19 protein-coding genes and 1 pseudogene are annotated in these 24,259 nt (G+C 64.0%); 12 read left to right on the forward strand and 8 right to left on the reverse strand.

The annotated features are described in order from the left end of the window. Positions 1–14: 14 nt before the first annotated feature. Positions 15–464: a hypothetical protein gene (locus tag UP09_RS12215; RefSeq protein ID WP_044538409.1), complete on the forward strand. Its 450-nt coding sequence runs from the start codon at positions 15–17 to the stop codon at positions 462–464. Between the two features lie 180 nt (positions 465–644). Continuing rightward, positions 645–1,667, forward strand: coding sequence for a S1C family serine protease (locus tag UP09_RS12220; RefSeq protein WP_044538410.1), 1,023 nt, complete (start codon positions 645–647; stop codon positions 1,665–1,667). A gap of 483 nt (positions 1,668–2,150) precedes the next feature. Here the strand turns inward: UP09_RS12220 and UP09_RS12225 are convergent, their stop codons facing one another. Next, positions 2,151–3,743, reverse strand: coding sequence for a winged helix-turn-helix domain-containing protein (locus UP09_RS12225; protein ID WP_156164568.1), 1,593 nt, complete (start codon positions 3,741–3,743; stop codon positions 2,151–2,153). A gap of 143 nt (positions 3,744–3,886) precedes the next feature. Here UP09_RS12225 and UP09_RS12230 point away from each other — a divergent pair, with 143 nt between their 5' ends. Both UP09_RS12230 and UP09_RS12235 read left to right on the forward strand, forming a co-directional pair. Then, complete coding sequence (locus UP09_RS12230; protein ID WP_044538411.1) at positions 3,887–5,083, forward strand: ABC transporter substrate-binding protein; 1,197 nt, start codon at positions 3,887–3,889, stop codon at positions 5,081–5,083. Positions 5,084–5,125: 42 nt separating this feature from the next. Next, a complete protein-coding gene (locus UP09_RS12235) occupies positions 5,126–6,295 on the forward strand; it encodes an FAD-dependent monooxygenase (RefSeq protein WP_052833071.1) in 1,170 nt (389 codons plus the stop codon). Between the two features lie 133 nt (positions 6,296–6,428). On the opposite strand, the pseudogene UP09_RS38490 reads toward UP09_RS12235, so the two are convergent. The 6 genes and pseudogenes from UP09_RS38490 to UP09_RS12260 form a co-directional block, all read right to left on the reverse strand. Beyond that, positions 6,429–6,533 (reverse strand): annotated as a pseudogene (locus tag UP09_RS38490) (type II toxin-antitoxin system RelE/ParE family toxin); the annotation flags it as partial. A gap of 362 nt (positions 6,534–6,895) precedes the next feature. Then, positions 6,896–7,675, reverse strand: a complete 780-nt coding sequence (locus UP09_RS12240) for an alpha/beta fold hydrolase (RefSeq protein WP_044538412.1) — start codon at positions 7,673–7,675, stop codon at positions 6,896–6,898. A 3-nt stretch (positions 7,676–7,678) separates the two neighbouring features. After that, the gene (locus UP09_RS12245; RefSeq protein ID WP_044538413.1) at positions 7,679–8,974 is read right to left on the reverse strand and encodes an O-acetylhomoserine aminocarboxypropyltransferase; all 1,296 of its coding nucleotides are present in this window, start codon (positions 8,972–8,974) and stop codon (positions 7,679–7,681) included. A 45-nt stretch (positions 8,975–9,019) separates the two neighbouring features. Then, the gene (gene pncB / locus UP09_RS12250) at positions 9,020–10,324 is read right to left on the reverse strand and encodes a nicotinate phosphoribosyltransferase (RefSeq protein ID WP_044538414.1); all 1,305 of its coding nucleotides are present in this window, start codon (positions 10,322–10,324) and stop codon (positions 9,020–9,022) included. A gap of 61 nt (positions 10,325–10,385) precedes the next feature. Then, entirely contained in the window at positions 10,386–13,922 is a 3,537-nt protein-coding gene (locus UP09_RS12255; RefSeq protein WP_044538415.1) for a molybdopterin cofactor-binding domain-containing protein, read from the reverse strand. Beyond that, positions 13,922–14,389: a (2Fe-2S)-binding protein gene (locus UP09_RS12260; RefSeq protein ID WP_044538416.1), complete on the reverse strand. Its 468-nt coding sequence runs from the start codon at positions 14,387–14,389 to the stop codon at positions 13,922–13,924. The genes UP09_RS12255 and UP09_RS12260 overlap by 1 nt, the downstream gene beginning before the upstream one ends. A gap of 292 nt (positions 14,390–14,681) precedes the next feature. On the opposite strand from UP09_RS12260, the gene UP09_RS12265 reads away from it, so the two are divergent. From UP09_RS12265 to UP09_RS12300, 8 genes are all read left to right on the forward strand, one after another. Continuing rightward, positions 14,682–16,130, forward strand: coding sequence for a hypothetical protein (locus UP09_RS12265; protein ID WP_044538417.1), 1,449 nt, complete (start codon positions 14,682–14,684; stop codon positions 16,128–16,130). After that, positions 16,127–17,035 carry a UPF0280 family protein gene (locus UP09_RS12270; RefSeq protein ID WP_052833072.1) on the forward strand — a complete coding sequence of 303 codons (909 nt, stop codon included), beginning with the start codon at positions 16,127–16,129 and terminating at the stop codon, positions 17,033–17,035. The genes UP09_RS12265 and UP09_RS12270 overlap by 4 nt, the downstream gene beginning before the upstream one ends. A 20-nt stretch (positions 17,036–17,055) precedes the next feature. After that, the gene (locus UP09_RS12275; RefSeq protein ID WP_044538508.1) at positions 17,056–17,640 is read left to right on the forward strand and encodes an amino acid synthesis family protein; all 585 of its coding nucleotides are present in this window, start codon (positions 17,056–17,058) and stop codon (positions 17,638–17,640) included. 29 nt (positions 17,641–17,669) lie between these two features. Further along, positions 17,670–18,872, forward strand: coding sequence for an ABC transporter substrate-binding protein (locus tag UP09_RS12280; RefSeq protein ID WP_044538418.1), 1,203 nt, complete (start codon positions 17,670–17,672; stop codon positions 18,870–18,872). Between the two features lie 206 nt (positions 18,873–19,078). Beyond that, on the forward strand, positions 19,079–20,968 hold the full coding sequence (locus UP09_RS12285; RefSeq protein WP_044538419.1) for an ABC transporter permease: 1,890 nt from the start codon (positions 19,079–19,081) through the stop codon (positions 20,966–20,968). Then, positions 20,965–21,756: an ABC transporter ATP-binding protein gene (locus UP09_RS12290; RefSeq protein WP_044538420.1), complete on the forward strand. Its 792-nt coding sequence runs from the start codon at positions 20,965–20,967 to the stop codon at positions 21,754–21,756. The genes UP09_RS12285 and UP09_RS12290 overlap by 4 nt, the downstream gene beginning before the upstream one ends. After that, entirely contained in the window at positions 21,753–22,457 is a 705-nt protein-coding gene (locus UP09_RS12295) for an ABC transporter ATP-binding protein (protein WP_044538421.1), read from the forward strand. Before UP09_RS12290 ends, UP09_RS12295 begins: the two co-directional genes overlap by 4 nt. A gap of 15 nt (positions 22,458–22,472) precedes the next feature. Continuing rightward, positions 22,473–22,928: a MarR family winged helix-turn-helix transcriptional regulator gene (locus tag UP09_RS12300; RefSeq protein WP_044538422.1), complete on the forward strand. Its 456-nt coding sequence runs from the start codon at positions 22,473–22,475 to the stop codon at positions 22,926–22,928. Positions 22,929–23,051: 123 nt separating this feature from the next. On the opposite strand, the gene UP09_RS12305 is transcribed toward UP09_RS12300, so the two are convergent. Further along, a complete protein-coding gene (locus UP09_RS12305) occupies positions 23,052–24,248 on the reverse strand; it encodes an amidohydrolase family protein (RefSeq protein ID WP_044538423.1) in 1,197 nt (398 codons plus the stop codon). Positions 24,249–24,259: the final 11 nt, after the last annotated feature.

A 24,259-nucleotide genomic window follows, 5' to 3' on the forward strand; every position in this document is an offset into this window, starting at 1 on the left:
CCAGAGAACTCGACATGTCCGATAGCAACGAACTGACCTCTGCCCAACGCGACGATCTCCGCACCATCGCCGCGATGATCGTTCCCGCCAGCGACGAATACAAAGTGCCGGGTGCGGATGATCCCACGATCCAGGCCGACATACTGTCGACACTCGGCCGCGATGCCGCGCTGGTCGCGAAGGCGCTCGATCATCTGGCGAAGCTGGCGGGCAAGCCGCTCGCCGCGCTCGACAATGCCAGGCGTGACGCGGTGGCGAAGGAATTCCGCGCCAGCGGCGGAGGCGCTGCGGCGACGCTCGTCCGCGTGGTGCTGCAGTGCTATTACCGCGACGACCGCGTGCTGCGCTCGCTCGGGCTTGAGCTGCGCGCGCCATTCCCAAAGGGCTATGTGCTGGAAGACGGCGACTGGTCGCTGCTCGATCCGGTCAAGGCGCGCGGCGGCGCGCTGAGGCGGGCGCCGTAGAGCGTTTTCGAGCGAAGTGGATACCGGTTCGCGCAAAGAAAACGCGTCAAAACAAGAATCTAGAGCCCCGTTCCGATTCCATCGGAACGGGGCTCTAGTAGGGCAGCCCTGCGCCCTGGGCGTTCCCACTTGCGGCGGCGGGAGCCGGTCACCATTTGGTAAGACCGAAGGAACCTCGCCATGCTGGATTTTACCTCAGATACCGCCGGTGACAGGCCGTCACTGCGAACGGCTGACGCTGCCCGGGATCACGACCGGATTTTGCTGGACGCCTATTCCAATGCCGTGATCGACGTGACCGAACGCGTCGGCCCCGCCGTCGTCCGCGTCGAGACCGGGCCGAAGGTCCGCAATGCGCGCGAGCGCGGCGGCATGGGCTCGGGCATCGTGATCTCGCCCGACGGGCTCGTGCTGACCAACAGCCATGTGGTCGGATCGTCGAAAGAGATCCGGCTGCGCGACACCGAAGGGTTCGACACCGATGCGCATGTGCTCGGCGTCGATCCTGACACCGACCTCGCATTGCTGCGGGCCGATGGCGCGCGCGATCTGCCTTATGCCTCGCTCGGCAATTCCAAGAGCTTGCGGCGTGGCCAGCTCGTGGTCGCGATCGGCAATCCGCTCGGCTTTGAATCGACGGTCACCGCCGGCGTGGTCTCGGCGCTGGGCCGCTCGATCCGTTCGGTCAGCGGAAGGACCATCGAGGACGTGATCCAGACCGATGCCGCGCTCAACCCCGGCAATTCCGGCGGAGCGCTGGTATCGTCGAACGCGGAGGTGATCGGCATCAACACCGCGATCATCAGCGGCGCACAGGGCATCTGCTTTGCGGTCGCCAGCAACACCGCGCAGTTCGTGCTGTCGGAGATCATCCGCCATGGCTGTGTCCGCCGCGCCTATATCGGCGTCGCCGGCCAGACCGCGCCGATCCCGCGGCGGCATGCGGTGCTGGCCGGCGTCGAGAACCGGATGGGTGCGCTGCTGGCGCAGATCGAGCCGGACAGTCCGGCCGCGAAGGCCGCGCTGCTGCCCGGCGACGTCGTGATCAGGCTCGACGGTGTCGAGGTCAACGGCGTCGACGATCTGATCCGCGCGCTCGACCGTGACCGCATCGACCGCACCTTGTCGATGGACGTGCTCCGCCTCGGCCGCCTGCGCGCGATCGACATCCACCCGATCGAGCGCAAGCCTGCGAAGCAGTGAGCGCGGTGCGATCCGCGAACTCTCCTGACCCTTTCCCCTTGTGGGAGAGGGGGCTTGCCAGCTCCCGAGGGGAGGTAGAGGTGTGGCGTGCAATTTCTTTCCGGGGAGCGTTCTACGTTTGAAAGCGACTAAAAGAATGGATGTGCAAAAGAGTTCATCTGAGGTGCAACAAAAGTAGATTTATCAAGGCGAAGGCTTGCGAGCGGCATCGTCAGCCAAACTGGGCCTTCGCCGTTCCGACGCGTGCCGCTAGCAGCCGCGTGAAAATTGTTTCCGACCGCTTGCGTGGTCGTGTTCGTAAGCGTTTTTGGCTACGCGATTCGTGTGGACCGTCTAGACCAGGGTGTGTACTCACAAACGTGCACAAATGTCAGGTCTTGGAAGCGAAGCGGAAATCTTGTGCTCGCCCTGAGCTTTACCGGTTGTGACCTCAACGGACATGGCTGATGATGGCGCATGCTGGATTCTTTGACCCAATATGGACTATAACTCGGGCACTCCGGCTAAGCGCATCCCCTCGTAGAACAACTCGCGTTTGGCGAGATAGGTTGGATTGTTGCCTTTGGCGTTGATGCGATAGCGACGAATAGTGAAGCCATGGTCAAGAGCCAATCCGGCCTCGGCAATGGAGCGCGCCTCTTGCAGGTCCCCCACCAGCGCAAGCGCGGCCGCGAACTGAAAATGAGAAAGAGCGTGATTTCGATTGGCCTCGAGGCTGCGGCGAAACCAATCGATTGCCTCGCGCTCTGCATTGGTTGTCAACTTGCCCATCCCGACAAACATGTACCAAAGGAAGGCGCGCGTATCCCGTGGGGATAGCCGCAGGGCCTCATGGACATGTCCCTCGACTTCCTCGCCACGCCCGATCTGATATTTCCCGAGTCCGATGAACCCATGTGCGTCGGCCAAATTCCGATCCAGCAGCAACGCCCGCCGGCATTCAGCGATACCTATGGAAGCGCGGTCGGTCTGAAGTTGAATTGCACCTAGCAGCATGTGGGCTCTCGGATGGTTGGGCGCCTGAAACAATACCTTGTTCAAGGCGGTCTCCGCGATTTCAAAGTGCGCCGAGGAATTGTCCGTCAGGAAAGCTGAGCCCACCGACACATCGATCTGGGCTGCGGCGACGGCTGCTTCGACATTATCGGCGTCAAGAGCAATCGCACGTGCGAAGAAATCTCTCGCTTGTGCCATGAATGTCGGTGTCACTCCTTTGTTCAAGAAGGCTCTACCCTGAAAGTACAAATCCATGAATCCGGGACGCAATGACCGTTCGGCGCGTCGTGCTTCGGCTTTCACCAGTTCGGCATTCAAGGTGTTGGCAAGCCGAGACACGATCTCATCCTGCAAGTCGAACAAGTCCGCTGCCGGCTTGTCGAAGCGCTCCGCCCAGAGATGGGTCGCGGTCTCGGTGTCGATCAATTGAACGTTCAAGCGAAACCGGTCGCCGCCGCGCTGTACCGATCCTTCCAGCACGTACCGTACGTTCAGCTCGCGGCCGATCTGCCTGACGTCGGCGGCTTTGCCCTTGAAGGTGAACGCGGTGTTGCGCGCAATGACGAACGAGCCGGCAATGCGCGACAGGTCCGTGGTGAGGCTTTCGGTCACGCCATCGACGAAATAGTCCTGCTCGGGATCGCCGCTCAGATTTGCGAACGGTAGAACGACGATCGACAAATGCGGCATTGCGGATGAACCCGTCAATGCGCCGATGTGCGGGGGTGTTGAGGGAGCAATGTCGGACCGCAGCGTAGCATCGGTCGGCTCTCCATTCACGGCCAGCATGTAGCCGCGGCGCGGCAAGGTTCTCAGAGCCGTCCGGCCGGCCGTTCCCAAGGCCCGCCTGATGTCGCCAATAGCCTGGACGAGCGAGTCTTCTGTGACCTCACAGTCCGACCAGACATGGTCCAGGATCTCGTCCTTGCCAACCAGCCGTCCGGCCCGTGTCGCAAGCAGTTGAAGCACCAGCCAGGCGCGTGGGCGCAATGGGACGACGTTGCCGCCTTCGTCGACCAACAATTCGCGGGTCAGATCCACCGTCCGGTTGCCGACAATGATCGAATGCTGCTTGACCAATGACGCCTCGTAGCGACGCTTTCGGAAAATTTCGGGAAGGTTTCGGGACGCAGCGCGGATTGTACAGCATCATCCTGCGGCCCGGGATAGCAAAATAGTCCCGAGAGGTGATACGTCAAAGCGAGACACAGGAGCCTGCTTCCATGATCCGTCCCGTGATCCTTGCTGCGCTAAGTCTCTCGGTCGTCGGTCTTGCGCCGGTTGCAGGGGCGGACAAGAGATATGGCCCCGGCGTCACCGACACGGAGATCAAGATTGGACAGACGGTCCCGTATAGCGGGCCGATCTCTTCGCTGAGCCGTTTCGGGCGAATTGAGACGGCCTATTTCGGGATGATCAACGCGGCAGGCGGTATCAACGGTCGCCGGGTGACGCTCGTATCGCTCGACGACGCGTTTGCGCCGCCGAGGGCGGTGGAGCAGACGCGGAGGCTCGTTGAAGGCGAAGGTGTGCTCGCAATCGTCGGCTCGATTGGGACGCCGACCAACCTTGCCGTGGCGAAATATCTCAACAGCAAGCAGGTTCCTCAGATTCTCATTCTGGCCAGCACCCCGAAACTCAACGACCCGGACAATCTTCCATGGACGACCACGTTCATGATGCCGCAGCCCGTCGAGACCCGGATCTACGCTGAATATCTGCTGCGGACCAAGCCTGATGCGAAAATCGCCGTCATTTATCAAAATGACGATCTCGGAAAGGGCAATCTGGAGGGCTTCAAGGCAGCACTGGGATCAAGCGCTTCGATGATCGTGAGCGAGGCTGCTTATGACATTACGGATCCAACGATCGATTCACAAATTCTGGCGCTCAAGGCCTCTGGCGCCGATACGCTGTTTCACGCATCCAATGCGCGATTTGCAGCACAGGCCATCCGCAAGGCGCACGAGCTTGGGTGGAAAGTTCAGCATGTCCTGTTGTCCGGTGTGAGCGGCATTTCGGCTGTGCTGGCTCCGGCGGGGCTTTCTGCATCGACCGGGGCGGTCACGTCGTTCTGGCTGAAGTCGCCGGAGAACCCGGTGTGGGATGCCGATGAGGGCATGAAGGCGTATAGCGCCTTCATGAAGGAGTGGGCGCCGAACGAGCCCCTCGATGACGCCGTCTTCCCGTACGCGACCGCTCAGATCATCGTTGAGGTTTTGAGGAAGTGCGGCGACGATCTCTCTCGCGAAAATCTGATCAAGCAGGCGACGAACGTCAGCGAATTTCAATTGTCGATGTTCCTGCCTGGCGTGACGATCAACATCACCCCCCACCAACGGATTGGATGGCGAAAAGCCCGGATGGCGCGCTTTGACGGCACCAGATGGGTACTGCTCGATGATGTCATCGGCGACTGACAACAGCCTTACTCAACTCGGGTCAACGGTCGGACAATTGCCATGAATGACGGCTTGAACGTTGCGATCATTGGTGCGGGAATTGGTGGCCTTGCCGCGGCGCTCGCATTGCGCGCGCGGGGCATGCAGGTGGCGGTCTTCGAGGAGGCGGAGTCTCCGCGCGAAGCCGGCGCTGGAATATCCATTCCTCCAAACGCAGCGACCCTGCTAAAACGCACCGGACTTCGCGACGCGATCGAGAAGATCACCACAACGAGCCAGGGACTGACGCTACGGACATCACGCGGGGAGCTCGTCTCGGGACCGCCAGCCTCCTCCACGATGCAGAGCTATCAAATTCACCGCCTCGACCTCCTCAATATGCTTCTCGACGTGATGAGGGAGGCGGTTAGGTTTGGGCACCGATGTATTTCCGTCAATGAAAAGAATATTGGAGCGCGACTGACTTTTGCCAATGGCGCTATTTGCCATGCGGATGTCGTCATAGGCGCAGATGGCATCCATTCCATTGTACAGCGCGAGATAGGCCTGACGTCGAGCCCGACCAGCGAAGGCATCGTGGCCTATAGAGGCCTCGTGCACTCGTCGCGTCTCAGTAGGGCCACAGAACTGCGCGGCTTGAACATGTGGATGGGAGATGGGCGTAGCTTTATTTGTTTCCCGGTTTCCCAAGGGCGCTTGATCAACGTTGTCGCGTTTGTACCAAGCTCCCGTGACATGGAGGAGACTTGGTTCGGACCGGGCGACGTCGAGGCGCTCGCAGGCGAGTACAAGGGCTGGGATGCTCCCGTCCCAGACATCATCGCAGCGCTGGATCAAACCTTTCGTTGGGGCATCTATGACCGGCCCCCGTTACCATATTGGTCCAAAGGGTGCGTAACCCTTCTTGGTGACGCCGCTCATCCGATGGTCCCGCATTTTGGCCAAGGTGCCGGGCAAGCCATTGAGGACGGCTTTGCGCTTGCCGTTTTACTTGAGCGGGCGAGGCGTGACGAGATTCCGTCCAGACTGGAGACCTACCAGAATCTGAGATTGGAGCGTACCAGCCGCGTTCAAGTCGCCTCTCGGTTGGCCGGAAGGTTCTATCGATCCGCCAGCGAAAGTGCTTCTGAACGCGCTGAGAAAATGAGAGAATGGATGTCGGCGGCGGCATGGATATTTCCATACGATGCCGAGAAAGCTGCGGCGGCATTGCTGAACAGCGCGGCCTGATCATAAGTCCGCTTTTGGGCCCCTCTCGGACTTACGGCAATGTCCGCCTTCGCGCTCCTGTCAGGGCCATAGCAGACATCCAGCGTACGTGATCCGAGCCGCCTCGATTTATGAGTACACGCCCCAGCCAGCGATAGTCGATTATCTCCACGTCCTCCGGACCCGCGTCGGTCCAACGGAACACGACCCGCCATTGGTCATTGATACGGATCGAGTGCTTGTCCGCCAAGTCGCCCTTGCACTGGCATGGTGGGTGAGAATTTTCGGCCGCAATCGCGATGGACACGTACGCTGCGGGGCGTTCGCAGGAGTTCGGAATAATAGAAGATATCGCTGAGTTGCCCGACACGTCAAGTGGCTTGTCCGAGTGCCGGCGGCCGCCCCGCTACTTTGCATGGGGTTGTTTTCGATATTTTGGGGGCGCTCACCTTCGAAGGACGTTCTCCAGCGTCGCCGGCAGTTGTGGCGGCAAACGGCACTTCGAATGCGGAAGCGTCGGAGCCGGCTGAGGGGTCTCTATCCGCGGAGATAGACCCCTCATCCGTCTCGCATCTGTCGATGCGAGCCACCTTCTCCCACAAGGGGAGAAGGGAAGAGGAGCTATTGCAGCGCCGCCAGCAGTTCGTCGGGTTGCTCGACCATCATCATGTGGCCCGCGCCTGGGAGCACCACAGTGCGGGCGTTCGGCGTTGCCGCGGCGAGCGCCTTGCCCGCCTTCACTGGCGTCATCATGTCGCGCTCGCCGAGGATGAAGGTCGCGGGCACCTTGACCGCAGCAGCCGCGGCCAGTGCGCCCTGATAGGCGTTGCAGGCGTTGAGGTCGTTGTACAGCACGCCCGGCTTCGCCTCCTGCAGCACCCGCTGCGCGCCCTTGTGCATCCAGAGGCCGGGCGCGAGGCTGCCGCCGAGCTCAGCCTTGAAGCCGAGGCCCCAGATCGAGACCATGTCGATCGCGGCGGGATCGTTGGCTTCCGCGGCCTTGAGCAGATCGGGGCCCACGGTCATGGTCGCGGCGGTGCCAATCAGCGCGAGGCCGGACACCTTGTCGGGGTGGCGCGCGGAGGTCTCGAGCGCGATCAGCGAGCCCATGGAGTGGCCGATCAGCCGGGCTTTCGATGCGCCGGCGGCCGTGATCAGCGCGGCGGTCCAGTCGGCCATTTCTGCGATGGTCGGCAGCGGTTTGCCGGAGGAGCGGCCATGGCCGGGCAGGTCGGGCGCCAGCACGGAGAAGCCGTGATGGGCGAACCAGCGGCTGTGCAGCGCCCAGGTCGTGGAATCGAAGCCGGCGCCGTGGAGCATCACCACGGTCGGCAGCGACGCATCGAACGGCCTGCCGCCGGTGGCGATGAAGGTGTCTGACCCATTGACTGAGAGCTGCATGGCTCAGGTCCTTTGCGAGGCGCGCAGCGCCTGGCCGAGATCGTCGATGATGTCCTGCACGCTCTCGATGCCGACCGACAGCCGCACCAGCTCCTCGCCGATGCCGGCGGTCTTGAGCTGCTCGGCGTCCATCTGCTGATGGGTGGTAGAGGCAGGATGGATCACCAGCGTCTTGGCGTCGCCGACATTGGCAAGATGGCTGATCAGCTTCAGCTGCTCGATGAACTTCTTGCCGGCCGCGCGGCCGCCCTTGATGCCGAAGCTGACGATCGAGCCGGCGCCGCGCGGCAGCAACTTCTTGGCGAGCGCGTGATCCGGATGGCTCTCCAGCGACGGATGCAGCACCCAGTCGACCGCCTTGTTCGCGGCGAGGGCGTCCAGCACGGCGTGGGTGTTGCTGACGTGGCGGTCCATGCGGATGCCGAGCGTCTCGATGCCCTGCAGCAGCTGAAAGGCGTTGGTCGGCGACAGGCAGGCGCCGAAGTCGCGCAGGCCTTCGGTGCGGGCGCGCATGATGAAGGCGGCCTTGCCGAACTGCTCGTCGAAGACGATGCCGTGATAGCCGGCATAGGGCTCGGTGAGCTGCGGGAATTTGCCGGAGGCGCGCCAGTCGAACCGGCCGCCATCGACGATGACGCCGCCGATCGCGATGCCGTGGCCGCCCATCCATTTGGTCGCCGAGTTCATCACGAGGTCGGCGCCGAGTTCGATCGGCTGGCTGAGATAGGGCGTTGCGAAGGTGTTGTCGATCAGGAGCGGGATCTTCGCGTCGTGCGCAAGCTGCGCGACAGCCGGGATATCGAGCACTTCGAGGCCGGGATTGCCGATGGTCTCGCCGATGACGAGCTTTGTGTTCGGCTTGATCGCAGCGCGGAACTCATCGAGTGCGCGCGGCTTCACGAAGGTCGTGGTGATGCCAAAACGCGGCAGCGTGTGCGCCAGAAGATTGATGGTGCCGCCATAGAGCGAGGCGGAGGCGACGATGTGGTCGCCGGCGTTGAGCAGCGTCGCGATGGCAAGATGCAGCGCGGCCATGCCGCTCGCGGTGCAGATCGCGCCGACGCCGCATTCCAGCGCGGCGATGCGCTCTTCCAATACTGATGTCGTCGGATTGGAGATGCGCGTGTAGATGTGGCCGGCGCGTTCCAGGTTGAACAGTGCCGCCGCGTGATCGGCGTTCTGGAACACGTAGGATGTGGTCTGATAGATCGGAACCGCGCGTGCGCCGGTCACGGGATCGGGGCGTTGGCCGGCGTGCAGGCTCAGCGTTTCGAAGGCAGGCGGCTTGGGTGCGGGCATGCGGGACTCGTCAGGCCAATCGATGGGAGTGGTTCGTGCGCTGGTTTAGACGTGAACTGCGGTGCGAACGCGGCCGACATTGCCGAACACGCGCAAATAGCGCTCGACCTCGGACGGGTTGCCGGTGGCCTTCTCCGGATTATCGGAGAGTTTCACGGCCGGCCGGCCGTCGACCGACGTCACCTTGCAGACGATCGAGATCGGGTCGAGATCGGCCGTACCGTCGGGCGCGCAGCCGACGAAATCGTTGGTGAGGTTGGTGCCCCAGCCGAAGCTGACGCGGACGCGCCCCTTGAAGTGGCGGAACGTCTCCTCGATCGAGCCGACATCCATGGCGTCGGAGAACACCAGGAGCTTCTCCTTGGGATCGCGGCCCTTCTGCTTCCACCATTTGATGATGTCTTCGCCCGCCGTGATCGGCGGCGCGCTGTCGGGGCGAAAGCCGGTCCAGTCCGCAACCCAGTCCGGCGCGTCGCGCAGGAACGGTTTTGTGCCGAATGCGTCGGGCAGGGCGATCAAGAGGTTGCCGCCATAGGTGTGGCGCCACTGGTCGAGGATTTGATAGGGCGCCCAGCGCAGCTCCTCGTCGGAATTGGCGAGCGCTGCGGCCACCATCGGCAGTTCATGCGCGTTGGTGCCGATCGCCTCGAGGTCGTTGTCCATCGCCAGCAGCACGTTCGACGTCCCGGTGAACGACGAGCCGAGGCCTTCCTTGACGGCCTCGACGCACCAGCGCTGCCAGAGGAAGCCGTGGCGGCGGCGTGTGCCGAAATCGGACAGCCGCAAGCCGTCCAGCTTGCGCAGCCGCTCGACCTTGGACCACAGCTTGGCCTTGGCGCGGGCATAGAGCACGTCGAGCGCGAAGCGGCCATATTGCTTGGTCGCCGCCCGCGAGCGCAATTCGTTGAGGATCGCGAGCGCCGGGATTTCCCACATCGTGGTGTGGCTCCACGGCCCGTGGAAGTGCAATTCATACTGGCCGTCGACCTTGTGCAGCTCGTATTCGGGCAGGCGAAAGTCGGACAGCCAGGTGATGAAATCGGACGAGAACATCTGGGTCGTGCCGTAGAACGTGTTGCCGGCGAGCCAGATCAGCTCCTTGTTGGTGAAGCGGATGGTGCGGGCATGGTCGAGCTGGGCGCGCAGTTCGCCCTCGTCGATGATCTCGGCCAGCCGGATATGGGTGGAGCGGTTGATCACCGAAAAGGTCGTGCGCGTGTCCGGGTAGCATTCCCGGATCATCCGCTGCATCAACAGCTTATAGAAATCGGTGTCGAGCAGGCTGCGCACGATCGGATCGAGCCGCCAGCCGTGGTTGTAGGTCCGGGTTGCAATGTCTGTGACCGTCATCCCGGAACTCTATCGCGCCGGAAGCCGCCCGCCCAGTGGGTTTTGGCCGGAACATGGCAGGTCAGCGCGCTATGGTCTGCCGGATACGGCCGATCGTCCCAGCCAGGTCGGTCCAGGCAGGCTTGCCGGGGGCAAATTGCCGCCTGAGGTAAGACACCAGCTCGGCAATTTGGCGGTCGGTCATGCTGTCCCTGAAGGCCGGCATATAGCCGAGATCGGTCGCGGCCGGCCTTGCGATGCCGTGCATGATCACCTGGATGAGATTATCCGGCACGTCGCTATGCAGATTGCTGTTCAGCGCCAGCGAGGGACGGCTGCCGAACAGAGGCGGCCCGCCGACCTCATGGCAGACCGCGCAGGCGCCTTGATAGATCCGGGCACCTGCGGAGGCCGCGGTGGTCACGGCGGTGCCAGTCTCAAGCCCGGTGGCCAGCACCTCGCGGGCTGACCGGTCGGTTGCAGGCTCGTTGAAGGAGGCGAGGTAGGTCGCCATTGCGCGGATGTCCTGGTCGGGCAGCGCGGCAAGCTCCTTCACGACCGGCGCCATGGGGCCTGCCGCGACGCCGTGGAAGCGGGACTCGCCGGTTCGCAGGTAAGCGAAAAGCTCGTCCTCGCTCCAGGGGATCGGCGCCTTCGACAGCGACGTCAGCGCCGGCGCTTCCCAGCCGTCGGCAAAGCCGCCGGCGAGATAGGCGGTCTGCCGTTCCGCGCCGAGCGCGTTGCGCGGCGAATGGCAGGCGCTGCAATGACCGAGACCCTCGATCAGATAGGCGCCGCGATTCCACGTCTCGGATTTCGCAGGATCGGGCTGGAATGTGCTTGGCTGATGGAACAGCGCATTCCACCCAGCCAGCAGCGGACGCAGGTTGAACGGGAACGCCAACTCGTTGCGCGGTGTTGTGGCACGCACCGGCGCCTGCGCCATCAGATGGGCGTAGAGCGCCTGCAGGTCGGCGTCGTCGGTCTTGGCGAAATGCGTGTAGGGAAATGCTGGATAGAGATGCCGGCCGTCGCGATGGATGCCTTCGCGCATCGCGCGCTCGAAGGCGGGGTAGGACCAGGCGCCGATGCCGGTGGCGACGTCGGGCGTGATGTTGGTGGTGTAGATCGTGCCGAACGGCATCTCGAGCGGCCGGCCGCCGGCGTTCACAACGCCATGGTCGGAGGTATGGCAGACCGCGCAGGCGCCGAGCGCCGCGAGCTGCTTGCCGCGGGCGATCGTCGCGGCGGAATAGACCGCCGTATCGGGCCGGGCGATCGGTGCGATCGCGCGCCATGGTAGCACGGCTGCACCGATGCCGATGGCCGCGGCACAGAGGGCGGCGACACCGGCGAGGATGCCGCCGCGTTTGATAAACGGATTTTGCCACCGATCGAGCGGAGCCGCGGACTTGGGCGGAGGGAGCGGGGCGGGCGCAGCAGGCTGCTCGCCACGCAATCCCTTCAGGATTCGCTCCGGTGTGAACGGCAATTCGCGGAAGCGCACGCCGGTCGCATCATAGATCGCATTGGCAATCGCGGCGGCGCTCGGAACGGAGGCAGACTCGCCGACGCCGAGTGGCGGTTGATCCTGCCGCGGCAGCATCAAGACGTCGATCTTGGGCAAATCAGGGAATTTGATGATGGGGTAGGCCCCCCATTCCCGCGCCGTCACTGCGCCGCGCTCGAAGGAGACTTCTTCCATCAGCGCGCGGCTGGTCGACTGGATGACGTTGCCCTCGATCTGATGCCGCACGCCCTCCGGATTGATCATCAGCCCGGAATCCTGGCCGGCGACGACACGTGTTACGCTGACGTCGCCGGTCGCCTTGTTGACGGCGACATCGGCGATCCAGGCCGACCATGCCGCGCCATAGCCGGGAAACTTGCTGTGCACATAGAGCGCATAAGCAAAGCCGCGGCCGCGCACGATGTCGCCCTCCGCTTCCGGTGCCTCACGCACCGGGCGCGGCGTCCAGCCGGCGCGTTCGGCGACGGCGTTGACGAGATCGATCGCGCGCTTGTCCTTCAGGTAACGCAGCCGATATTCGATTGGATCGACCTCGGCCTCGGCCGCAAGCTCGTCGATATAGGATTCATGCGCAAACGTGTTCGGCAGCGCCGAGACGCCGCGGAGCCAGGACGCGCGCACGATCGGCGGCATGTCGTTCGCGACCACGCGCATGTTGTCGTAGTTATAGGGCGGGATCGCGGTGCGATCGCCCATCTCCAATACTGTGGGTGTCGGTGCGATCCGACCGGTGAGCAGCAGCGCCAGCGTCGGCGCGCCGTTCGAGGGATAGCTCGTGGCAAAATCATAGCCGGCGACGCTGCCGTCCGCGTTGAGCCCGCCATTGACGTCCATCAGCTGCGCGGTGCCCTTCGGCTCCCAGGCGTGCTCTTGCTCGCGGGTGAGCTGGACGCGCACGGGGCGGCCGACCGCGCGCGACAGCAGCAGCGCATCGGCTGAAACGTCGTCGGCGCAGTTGCGGCCGTAGCAGCCGGCGGCCTCCATCCTGATCACGTCGATCTCGGTCTCGGGACGTTCGATCAGCAGCGCGAGGTCGCCGCGCAGGATGTGCGGGTTCTGCGTGCCGGACCAGACACGAATCGTGCCGTGCCTGTAATCGGCCACCGAGCAGGATGGACCGATCGAGCCATGCATCTGGTAGGGCCACAGATAGGTCCGTTGCATCGGCTTGGCGGCAGCCTTGATCGCCGCATCGACGTCGCCCTTGTCAATCAGCGTGCGGGGCGTTGACGGATTGGCGCGCAGGGCCTTCTCGATGTCAGCGAGATCGGTCAGCGCCGGCCCTGGCTTCCAGGTCACGTCGAGTTGCGCCGCGGCCTTGATCGCGTTCTCCTCGCGCTCGGCGACGACGCCGACGAAATCGCCGATCCGCACCACCGCGATGATGCCCGGAATGTCGCGCACCGAGGCCTCGTCGACTGCGATCAGGCTGGTGCCGACGAACGGGCCGGCATCGACGCCAGCATAGGGCGGACGCACGACGCGTCCGTGCAGCATACCGGGTACGCGGATGTCGTGGACGTAGACGAGTTCGCCGGTGGCCTTGGCCGGCAGATCGACGCGCGGCACGGATTTGCCGACGACGGAATAGGTGCTCACGGCCTTGACCTGAACGTCGTCGGCAAGCTCGAGCCGGATGGTCTCGTCGGCGATCAGCTCACCATAGCTGACGCTGCTGTTGTCATGACCGCGGATCAGGCCGTCTTCGATCGTGAGATCGTCGACCGGCATTTCGAGCCGTTCGGCTGCGCGCGAGACCAGGAAATGCCGCGCCTGCGCGGCGGCCTTGCGCAGGGGCACGGCGGTGATCTGGATGGTTTCGCTGGCGATCGTCGCGCCCTGGTTAGGAACCACGGCGGTGTCGCCGAGCACCACGACGACGCGGGCAAAGGAGACGTCGAGCTCTTCGGCTACGATCTGCCCCAGCGCGGTACGGATGCCGGTGCCGAGATCGACATGGCCGTTATAGGCGTTGACCGAGCCGTCGGCGCTGATGGTGATGAAGGTCTCGAACGCGCCTTCCGCGCCCAGGATTGCCGGACGGACGACCGACAGCGAGCCGCGCAGGCGTTGCTCCGAGCCGCTCATCAATCGCGCGCCTCGAGTGCGTGGCCGGCGGCACGCATCGCGGCTCTGACAATCTCGATATGCGCGCCGCAGCGGCAGAGATTGTAGCGCAGCGCCTCCAGCACCTCATGTTCGGACGGGTGCGGGTTGCGCGTGAGCAGCGCCTTGGTCGTGATGATCATGCCGTTGAGGCAGTAGCCGCACTGCGCGGCCTGCTCGCGGATGAAGGCATCCTGTACGGGATCGGGATGCTCGCGCGTGCCGAGCCCCTCGAGCGTCACGACGTTGCGGCCCTCACAGCCTTCGATGGGAATCACGCAAGACCGCGCGGCGACGCCGTCGATCAGCACCGCGCAGGCACCGCACTCGCCGAGCCCGCAGCCATATTTCGGTCCGTTCAGTTCGAGATCGTTGCGCAGCACGTAAAGCAATGCGGTGTCGGAAGCAGCGTCGACATCATGGTTCCTGCCGTTCACGGTCAGGCGCATCGCTCTGGTTCTCCCTCGTGTTTGCGCTGCAACGTCGCGCCAAACCGCCGACGAGGATAACGTTTGTATACAAACGTGCAAGCGGCGGCATGCCGCGCTGCAGCGCGTGCCTGCTTTATAAACAGGGGAGCTAGGCAAATGGACTATTATTCGGCAGCGGCAGCTTTTGATTGCAAAGGCGGCTTGACAGGTTTCGGGTCCGCGCGCAGGATCATTCGTATACGAACGATATAGGCAGGCGGCGGGCCCCGCAGTATGATCGGCCGCCGTCACAAGTCCAGGCTTGGTCACCATGGCTGACACAATGACCGTCGCCGCCGGCGACAAGATCCGCTGCGATGCCTGCCCGGTGATGTGCTACATCAAGCCGGGCGCGGCCGGCGCTTGCGATCGCTATGCCAATCATGACGGCACCTTGGTGCGCGTCGACCCGCATGTCGTGCTGGAACGCACGGTGGAGCATGGCGGCAAGCTGGTTCCGTTCCAGGCGAGCGGCGATTGGGACGGCAAGATCGTCCGCCAGCCCGATCTCTTCGTCACCGCGATCGGCGCCGGCACCACCTATCCGGACTACAAGCCCGCGCCCTTCATCGTTTCGTCCGAAGTCGACGGCGTCGACATGATCACCGTCGTGACCGAGGGCATTTTCTCGTATTGCGGCGTCAAGGTGAAGATCGACACCGATCGTTATCTCGGTCCTGAAACGGCGACCGTCCGCGCGCAGGGCGAGGCGGTGGGGCATGTCACGACCAGCGAATACGGCTCGCAGATGCTGTCGCTCGGCGGCGTTCATCATCTGACCGGCGGCTCAAAGAAGGAGGGCCGCGTCACCTGCGACACGCTGATGGACCTCTCCAATTGCAAGGCGGTCGAGCTGACGATCGACGGCGGCGCCACGGTCGTGGTGCAAGCCGGCCAGCCGCCGATCGTTAACGGCATGGCAGAGGAGCGGATGCGGGTCGGCTGCGGCTCGGCGACCATCGGCATGTTCGCCAAGCAGTGGCATGGCAAGGTCGACGAGGTCGTGGTGGTCGATGACCACATCACCGGCGTGCTGAGCGAACATCAGGCCGGCAAGTTGCTCGACATCGCCGATACCGGCATCAAGATGAAGGGCCGGCGCTCGACGCCCGGCCGCTATTTTCAGGTCGCCGATCCCGGCACGGGGTGGGGCGGCACCAATATCTCCGATCCGCTGTCGATCCTTGGCCCTTTCAATCCGAAAGAAGCGCGGGCCGGACTGACCATGCTGATGGTTTCGACCACAGGTGAGCACGCCTCCTACTACGTGCTCGATGAGGCGCTGACACCGGTCGCGGCCGAGATGCCGCCCGACCTGAAGTTTTCAGTCGAGCGCATCCAGGAGAATTGCGAGCCGGCGCTGTGCACCGTGCTGTTCATGGGCGGCGCGGGCGGATCGCTGCGCGCCGGCGTCACCGACAATCCGGTTCGGCTGACACGCTCGGTCAAGGATTCGCTGACGCGGGTGACCAGCGGCGGCGCACCGGTTTATGTCTGGCCGGGCGGCGGCATCACCTACATGGTCGACGTCACGCAGATGCCGGGCGGCGCCTTCGGCTATGTGCCGACACCGGCGCTGGTCGCGCCGATCGAGTTCACGATGAAGCTTTCCGATTACGCCGCGCTCGGCGGTCACATGGATTATGTTCGGCCGCTGTCCTCACTGCGGGAGAGTGCCGAGGTTCGCCCGATGCCCCATCTTCCCGGGCGGCGCGCATGACCCGTCTTCCGCAAATCGCGCTTCTTCCCGACGGCAAGCGGCTGCATTTGCAGGACGGCCCTATTGATTTGATTGTCGAAGCCAGCGGTAGGGAAGCCGATGTCCGTGCTGCCTACGAAGCCGCGGCGCGGCGCTTCACCGGCTTGCTTGATGAACTCTGTGCGGAGTTGACCTTGTTGCGCACCGCTGCCGATCCTCGGCACTGCACGTTGCAGGGCTTAGTCGCGCGGCGCATGCATGCGGCGGTGGCGCCGTTTGCCGCGGACTGCTTCATCACGCCGATGGCGGCGGTCGCGGGCTCGGTCGCCGAAGAGATTCTGCGCGCGATGCTGCTGACAGCGCCGCTCGACCGCGCCTATGTCAATAATGGCGGCGATATCGCGCTGCATCTGGCCGGCGGCGAACATTTTTCGGTCGGCCTGATGGACCGGCCGGACCGTCACGGCGTGATGCGCACCGTGGTTGTCGATTCTGATGCCCCGGTGCGCGGTATCGCGACCAGCGGCCGCCACGGCCGCAGTTTCTCGCTCGGCATCGCGGACGCCGTCACGGTGCTGGCGCGTACCGCGTCGCAGGCGGATGCTGCCGCGACCGTGATCGCCAATGCGGTCGATCTGCCGGGCCATTCGGCGATCCTTCGTGTTCCTGCCAATGAGCTGCAGCCGGACAGCGATCTGGGTACCCGGCTGGTGACCCGCGATGTCGGAATTTTGGCCGAAGATGAAATCGAGCAGGCACTCGAGGCCGGCGCCATCCGGGCGCGCGATCTCCTGATGTCGGGATTGATCGAGGGCGCGGCATTGCGTCTACTGGGCGAAACGCGGCTAGTCGGTGCAACTGGGAGCGTGGCAACGTCGACGCCTGCGTTTCAAAGAACATCGATACAGGGCGTGATGCATGTGTGAGCGGAAGCGAGGCTGACAAGATGAGTGCCGTCATTCGCAAGATCGTCACCGTGGTCGAGGAAACCCATCTCGAGATGGGCAAGACCATCGCACCGCCGACCCGGCGGGCGGCGGCGATCGCCGTGATCGAAAATCCCTTCGCCGGCCGCTATGTCGAGGACCTCTCGCCGCTGATCGCGATTGGCGAGGAACTCGGCGAATTGCTGTCGAAGCGGGCAGTTGCCGCGCTCGGCATCGATGGCGCCAAGGCGCAGAGCTATGGCAAGGCGGCCGCCGTCGGCGAAAATGGCGAGCTGGAGCATGCGGCCGCGATCTTGCATCCGAAGATGGGCGCGCCGGTGCGGAAGGTGTTGAGCAAGGGTGCGGCGCTGATTCCCTCGTCGAAGAAGCGCTCGGGTCCCGGCACGACGCTGGATATCCCACTCGGCCACAAGGACGCAGCGTTCGTGCGCAGCCATTTCGACGGCATGGAGGTGCAGATCAACGACGCGCCGCGGGCCAACGAGATCATGGTCGCCGTCGCGGTGACCGACAGCGGACGGCCGTTGCCGCGCGTCGGCGGGCTGACGGTTACAGAGGTCAAGGGCGAAGACGGATTGCGATAATCTCTTTGAAAGAAAACTGGAGGTACGGGATGCGTGGTTATGTCGTAGGGGCAGGATTGGCGATCGCGGTGGCGACCATGGCGGGCAATGCCATGGCACAGAGCGGCGAGGTCAAGATCGGCGAGATCAACAGTTACTCGCTGCTGCCCGCATTCACCGAGCCCTATCGCAAGGGCTGGCAGCTCGCGGTGGAAGAGGTCAATGCGAGCGGCGGCATCAACGGCAAGAAGCTCGTCGTCGTCTCCAAGGATGACGGCGGCAAGCCGGCGGACGCGCAGACTGCGGCGAACGAGCTGGTGTCGAGCGAGAACGTTGCGATGCTCACGGGCACCTTCCTCTCCAACATCGGCCTCGCGGTCAGTGACTTTGCCAACCAGAAGAAAGTCTTCTTTCTCGCCGCCGAGCCTTTGACCGACGCCATCACCTGGTCGAAGGGCAACCGCTACACGTTCCGCCTGCGGCCCTCCAACTACATGCAGGCCTCGATGCTGGTGGAAGAGGCGGCGAAATTGCCCGCCAAGCGCTGGGCGACCATCGCGCCGAACTATGAATACGGCCAGTCCGCGGTCGCGGTGTTCAAGAAGCTGATGTCCGAAAAGCGGCCCGATATCCAGTGGGTCGACGAGCAGTGGCCGCCGCAGGGCAAGATCGATGCAGGCCCCGTGGTGCAGGCGGTTGCCGCCGCCAACCCGGAAGCAATCCTCAACGTCACCTTCGGCGCCGATCTCGTCAAGCTCGTCCGCGAAGGCAACACCCGCGGTCTGTTCAAGGATCGCAAGGTGGTGAGCTTCCTGACCGGCGAGCCGGAATATCTCGATCCGCTGAAGGAGGAGACCCCGGAAGGTTGGATCGTCACCGGTTACCCCTGGTACTCGCTCAAGACGCCTGAACACGAGGCGTTCCTGAAGGCCTACCAGGCCAAGTACAACGACTATCCGCGGCTCGGCTCGATCGTCGGCTACCAGACCATCAAGTCCGCGGCGGCGATTTTGGCGAAGGCCAATTCGACCGATCCGGAGAAGCTGATCGCGGCAGCCGAAGGAATCGCGGTGCCGTCGCCGTTCGGCGAGATCACCTTCCGCAAGATCGACCATCAATCGACGCTTGGCGCCTTCATCGGCAAGACCGCGCTGAAGGACGGCAAGGGCATCATGGTCGATACGGTCTATCGCAAGGGTTCGGACTATCTACCTGGCGATGCCGAGATCGAGAAGCTGCGGCCGAAGGATTGATGCGACGTCTTCCTCGCCCCGCTCTTGCGGGGAGAGGCGCTGAATCTCTCCCTCTCCCCGTTCTTACGGGGAGAGGGTTGGGGTGAGGGCTATCTCCGCGAGCGAGCAAGTGGAGAGTCCCCCTCACCCGAATTCAAGCTGGCACTTGAATTCGACCTCTCCCCGCAAGCGGGGCGAGGTGAACGAAACTCCAACACGGACCGCCCATGGCCTTTTACGTCGTCCAGTTCCTGACCGGTCTTGCCAGCGCGGCGGCGCTGTTCCTGGTCGCTTCGGGTTTGTCGATCATCTTCGGCGTGACGCGGATCGTGAACTTTGCGCATGGCGCGTTCTATATGCTCGGCGCCTATGTTGCCTTCACGCTGACCGAGCGTTTCTCCGGCGCGCTCGGCTTCTGGGGCGGCATCGTCGTGGCCGCCTTGGTCGTCGCTGCGGTCGGCGTGCTGGTCGAGATGGTGCTGCTGCGCCGGATCTATCATGCGCCCGAGCTGTTCCAGTTGCTTGCGACCTTCGGCCTTACGCTGATGGTCGAGGACCTCGTCGTGCTGATCTGGGGCCCGGACGATCTGGTCGGCCGCCGGGCGCCTGGTTTCAGGGGTGCGATCGATTTCTTCGGCCAGAACGTTCCGAGCTACGATCTGTTCCTGATCGCGCTGGGGCCGGTTGTGCTCGGCGTCCTCTGGCTTCTGTTCCAGCGCACCCGCTGGGGCATCCTGGTCCGCGCGGCGACGCAGGACCGCGACATGGTCGCCGCCCTCGGCGTCAATCAAAAATGGCTGTTCACCAGCGTGTTCGCGCTCGGCGTCTTCCTCGCGGCGCTTGGCGGCGCGTTGCAGATTCCGCGCGATGCGGTGAACCACGCGATGGATTTGCGGGTCATCGTCGAGGTCTTCGTCGTGGTCGTGATCGGCGGGCTCGGCAGCATCATCGGCGCCTTCGTCGCGGCCGTGCTGGTGTCGGAACTCAATGCGTTCGGCATCCTGATCTTTCCAAAAATCTCCATCATCCTGGTATTCCTGGTGATGGCGGTGGTGCTGATCGTGCGTCCGTGGGGGCTGTTCGGCAAGCCGGAAGCGCCGGCCCGACGCACGCCGGGGCTCACAGTCAATCCCTGGCGGCCGTTGACGTCGAACGAACGGCTTGCGGCTATCGCAGCGTTGATCGTCGCCGCAGCGTTGCCGTTCTTCGCCGGCAATTATGCACTCACGGTTGGCTCGGAGATCGCGATCTTCGTGATCTTCGCGGCCAGCCTGCATTTCCTGATGTCTGTCGGCGGGCTCGCGTCGTTCGGCCATGCGGCCTATTTCGGGCTCGGCGCCTATGGCGTGGCGTTGCTCGCCAAGTTGGCGGGCCTGCCGATGATTGCGTGCCTGCTGCTCGGTCCGCTGCTGGGGCTCGCTGGTGCTGCCGTATTCGGCTTCTTCGCGGTCCAGCTCTCCGGCGTCTATTTCGCGATGCTGACGCTGGCGTTTGCCCAGATCGTGTGGTCGATCGCATTCCAGTGGGTGTCGGTCACCGGCGGTGACAACGGCATCCTCGGCGTCTGGCCTTCAAGCTGGGCGGCGAGCCCGTCGCATTTCTACTGGCTGTCACTCGGAATCGCCGCGCTCGCGGTCGTGATCCTGCGCATCATCGTGTTTTCGCCGTTCGGCTTTGCGCTGCGCGCGACACGAGACTCTCCTCTGCGCAGCGAAGCCATCGGCATCAACGGCAAGCGCATCCAGTGGACCGCCTTCGTGATCGCGGGCACCGTGGCGGGCCTTGCCGGCGCGCTGTTCGCCTATCTCAAGGGCAGCGTCTTCCCGGACAACATGGGCATCTCGCTCTCGGTCGACGCGCTGGTCATGGTGCTGCTCGGCGGCGTCGAGACGGTGTCGGGTGCGGTGATCGGTGCGATCGTCTACAAGGCGCTCAACATCTGGCTGATCAGCAAAACCGATCTCTCCAAGCTGGTGCTGGGCGCCTTTGTCGTGCTGATTGTCGTGGCCTTCCCGAAGGGTATCGTCGGCACGCTGGAGACGATCCTGTATCGCCGGCGCAAATCGACCTCCTCGCCATCACCGATTCTCACCTCGCGCATCGAGACCGCCGAATGAGCATGGCTCCTACATTGCTGTCGGTCGAGGGCCTTACCAAATCCTACGGCGGCGTGCATGCCATGCGTGGCGTCTCGTTCGAGCTGCGCGCGGGCGAGATCCTGGCGTTGATCGGGCCGAACGGTGCGGGCAAAAGCACCTGTTTCAATGTCCTCAACGGCCAGATCATTCCGGACTCCGGACGCGTCCGGCTGCTGGGCGAGGAGACCACAGGCAAGAAGCCGCGCGCGATCTGGCGGATGGGCGTCGGGCGGACCTTCCAGATCACGGCGACGTTTCCGACCATGACGGTGCGCGAGAACGTGCAGGTCGCGCTGGTGTCGCATGGCCGGCAATTGTTCAATCTGTGGGCCTCGACCGCGAACCAGGCGCGTGACGAGGCCGGGCGGCTGCTCGATCTCGTCGGCATGGGCGCCTATGCCGAGCGGCCTTGCGGCGAGCTCGCCTACGGCGACCTCAAGCGGCTGGAGCTTGCGATCGCGCTCGCCAACCAGCCGAAACTGCTGCTGATGGACGAACCGACCGCGGGCATGGCGCCGCGCGAGCGCATCGAGCTGATGCGGCTGACGGCGCGGATCGCGCGGGAGCAGTCGATCGGCGTGCTGTTCACCGAGCACGATATGGACGTGGTGTTTGAGCACTCAGACCGCATCCTGGTGCTCAACCGCGGCACCTTGATCGCCGAGGGTTCGCCGCAGGAGGTCCGCGGCAACGCCCAGGTGCGGGCGATCTATCTCGGCGACGGCCTGCTCTACGACGCACGTCACCGCGAGGGAGCATCCGCATGAAGCTCACGGTGAACGACCTCAACAGCTTCTACGGCCCGGCGCATATCCTGTTCGACATCGCGCTCGAGGTCGGTGAGGGCGAGGTGGTCGCGCTGCTCGGCCGCAACGGCGCCGGCAAGTCGACCACGTTCCGCTCCATCGTCGGCCTGGTCGAGAACCGCACCGGGCGCATCGTGTTCGAGGGCAAGGACGTGTCGTATGAGCCGACCCATGCGATCGTGCGCGGCGGCCTCGGCTATGTGCCGGAGGAGCGGCGTATCTTCACCGACCTGACCGTGGAAGAAAATCTCGAGGTCGGGCGCCAGCCGAAGCGGCCCAACGCGCCGCAATGGGATCGCGACAAGCTGTTCAAGCTGTTTCCGAACCTCGGCGAGATGCGGGGGAGGCCGGGCGGCCGCATGAGCGGCGGCGAGCAGCAGATGCTGACCATCGCGCGCACGCTGATGGGCAACCCGTCGCTGGTGCTGCTCGATGAGCCCTCCGAAGGCCTGTCGCCGAAGATCGTCGAGCAGATGGTCGAGGCGATCCTTGCGATGAAGAAGGAGGGCGTCAGCATCGTCGTGTCAGAGCAGAACCTGCATTTCGCGCGGCTGATCTCGGATCGCGCCTACATCATCGAGCGCGGCCGGATCTGCTTCGGCGGCACCATGACCGAACTTGACGCGCGTCCGGATATCCGCGACGCGCATCTATCGTTGTAGGGGCAACGCGAGACAATGGCCAGGACCAGTGCCCAGAAGCGAAGCATGAAGGCGGCGAAGCCGGCCTACGTGCTCGACGAGCAGATCGGCTTCATCCTGCGCCAGGTATGGCAGCGCCACGCCATGATCTTCGCCCGTGAGATCGGCATCAATCTGACGCCGACGCAGTGGGCGGCGCTGTCAAAACTGTCCGAAACCGGGTCGTGTTCGCAGAATCTGCTCGGACGGTTGACGTCGATGGATGTCGCGACCATCAAGGGCGTGATCGATCGTCTGACTGCGCGCGGTCTGACCGAGACATCACCCGATCCCGACGACGGCCGCCGCTTGCTCGTGAGCCTGACGCGCGCCGGCCAGCAAACGGCCGAAAAAGCCGCCCCGAATGCGCTGACGATCTCAAAGGAAACGCTGGCGCCACTGGACGCCAAGGAGCGCGACACGCTGATCGCGCTGCTGAGCAGGTTGCGCTGATCACACTATCGGCGCGACGAGATCCATCCTTCCGTCATTGCGAGCGCAGCGAAGCAATCCATCTCGCCGCTTGTGACGGCATGGATTGCTTCGTCGCTTCGCTCCTCCCAATGACGGTGGGCGTTACTTCGCCACGATCTCCGGCACTCTCCCGGCAGGCGGCGTGTTGCGGCTGCGCTGGGTGCGGACGATGCCATCGATGATGGTCATGCCGATGCCGGGGAGATCACCGAGCTGAACGCTGTGCAGGATGTTCTTGCCCGGCGAATGCTGCGCCATGTCCATCAGCACGAAGTCGGCCGAGCGACCGACCTCGATCAGGCCGCAATCGAGCTCGCGCATCCGCGCGGTGTTGCCGGTCGCGAGGCAGAACGCCAGCTCGGCGGGCAGGTCGCCGAGCGAGGACAGCAGCGAGACCATCCGCAAGATGCCGAGCGGCTGCACGCCTGAGCCAGCCGGCGCGTCGGTGCCGAGGATGACGCGGTGCAAATCGCCCATCTCGCGCGCGGTGCGCAGCGTGAACAGCGCCGAGCGCTCATTGCCGTTGTGAACCAGCTCGAGCCCGCGCTTGCAACCCTCGCAGATGCAGCGGATCTGGTCGTCGGGCAGGGCGGTATGGCCGCCATTGATATGGCCGACGACGTCGGTGTCGGCTTCCAGCACCACGTCCTTGTCGATCAGGCCGGAGCCGGGGATCGAGGGACCGCCGGTGTGGATCGTGCTCTGGATGCCGTATTTGCGCGCCCAGCCCACCATCTTGCGCGCCGTCGGGCCGTCCTTGACGCCGCCGAGCCCGACCTCGCCGAGCAGCTTGACGCCGGCAGCAGCCAATTCCCTAAAATCGTCCTCGACCATCTCGCATTCGATCACCGGCGCGCCGGCGTGAACCTTCACGCCGCCGGGGCGGAGCGTCCAGAACGCGCGCTGGGCGAAGATCGCCATCGCCTTCAGCCCGACGACATCGCGGGGCCGGCCGGGCATGTGCACCTCGCCGGCGGAGATCATGGTGGTGACGCCGCCGTGCAGATAGCTGTCGATCCAGCCGCTCTGGTTTTGTCGCGGCGTCCAGTCGCCGGCGACGGGATGGACGTGGCTGTCGATCAGGCCGGGCGCGACCGTCGTGCCGTTGGCATCGACGATGGTGCTGGCGCCTTCGGTGTCGACATCCTTGAAGCGGCCGATGGCGATGATCTTGCCGTTCTCAGCTGTGATCGTATCGGCGTCCAGGATCGGCTTCTCCAGCGCCCCCGACAGCAGAAGCCCGATATTGCGGATCACCAGCTTGCTGGGGCCGGTGGCCTGGGGCGCGTCATGAGCCATGGAATCGTTCC

The sequence above is a fragment of the Bradyrhizobium sp. LTSP885 genome (assembly GCF_000938305.1).
In the GTDB taxonomy this organism is placed as follows: Bacteria; Pseudomonadota; Alphaproteobacteria; order Rhizobiales; family Xanthobacteraceae; genus Bradyrhizobium.